Annotated in this window: 1 protein-coding gene; it reads left to right on the plus strand. The window is 61.7% G+C overall.

The window, feature by feature from the left end; translation table 11 throughout:
• Positions 1-216, plus strand: a 216-nt coding sequence (locus AC1DQ3_RS36860; protein WP_477125004.1) for a hypothetical protein, incomplete at its 5' end; no start/stop codon positions are given.
• Positions 217-398: the final 182 nt, after the last annotated feature.

The following is a 398-nucleotide window of genomic DNA, read 5'->3' on the forward strand; positions in this document are numbered from 1 at the left end:
ATGGGCTTCGACGTCTCGATGCTCGACAAGGACGGGAAACCGAGAACCGAAGCGATCGCGGCCCTTGTTGCACTGGACAATCTGTTCGCTCCGGAGAACCCGGCGCGAGAGGTACGCGTCGACTACGGCGATGCCTATCTCGTGCAATTCGGCGAGCCGCATGTCCCTGACCTGAACCCGGATACCCAAGGCACRATCAAGACGGAACCCGTCTGAATGGAGGTTAATCATTGAAAGGCCACCTGGCCACCGCCGCGCCTGCCTACCCCGCCACCCTTGCCGCCACGCCATCCTGTCGGCGCAGAGCTTCATCGCCGCACCCAAGGATACGCCGCTGGACTTTTAGGCCAGCGGCAAGTTCATCACCAGTGCGTGAGTGGAAAAGCCAGGCAGCCTGG

The sequence above is a fragment of the Cupriavidus sp. 01T418 genome, assembly GCF_056398885.1.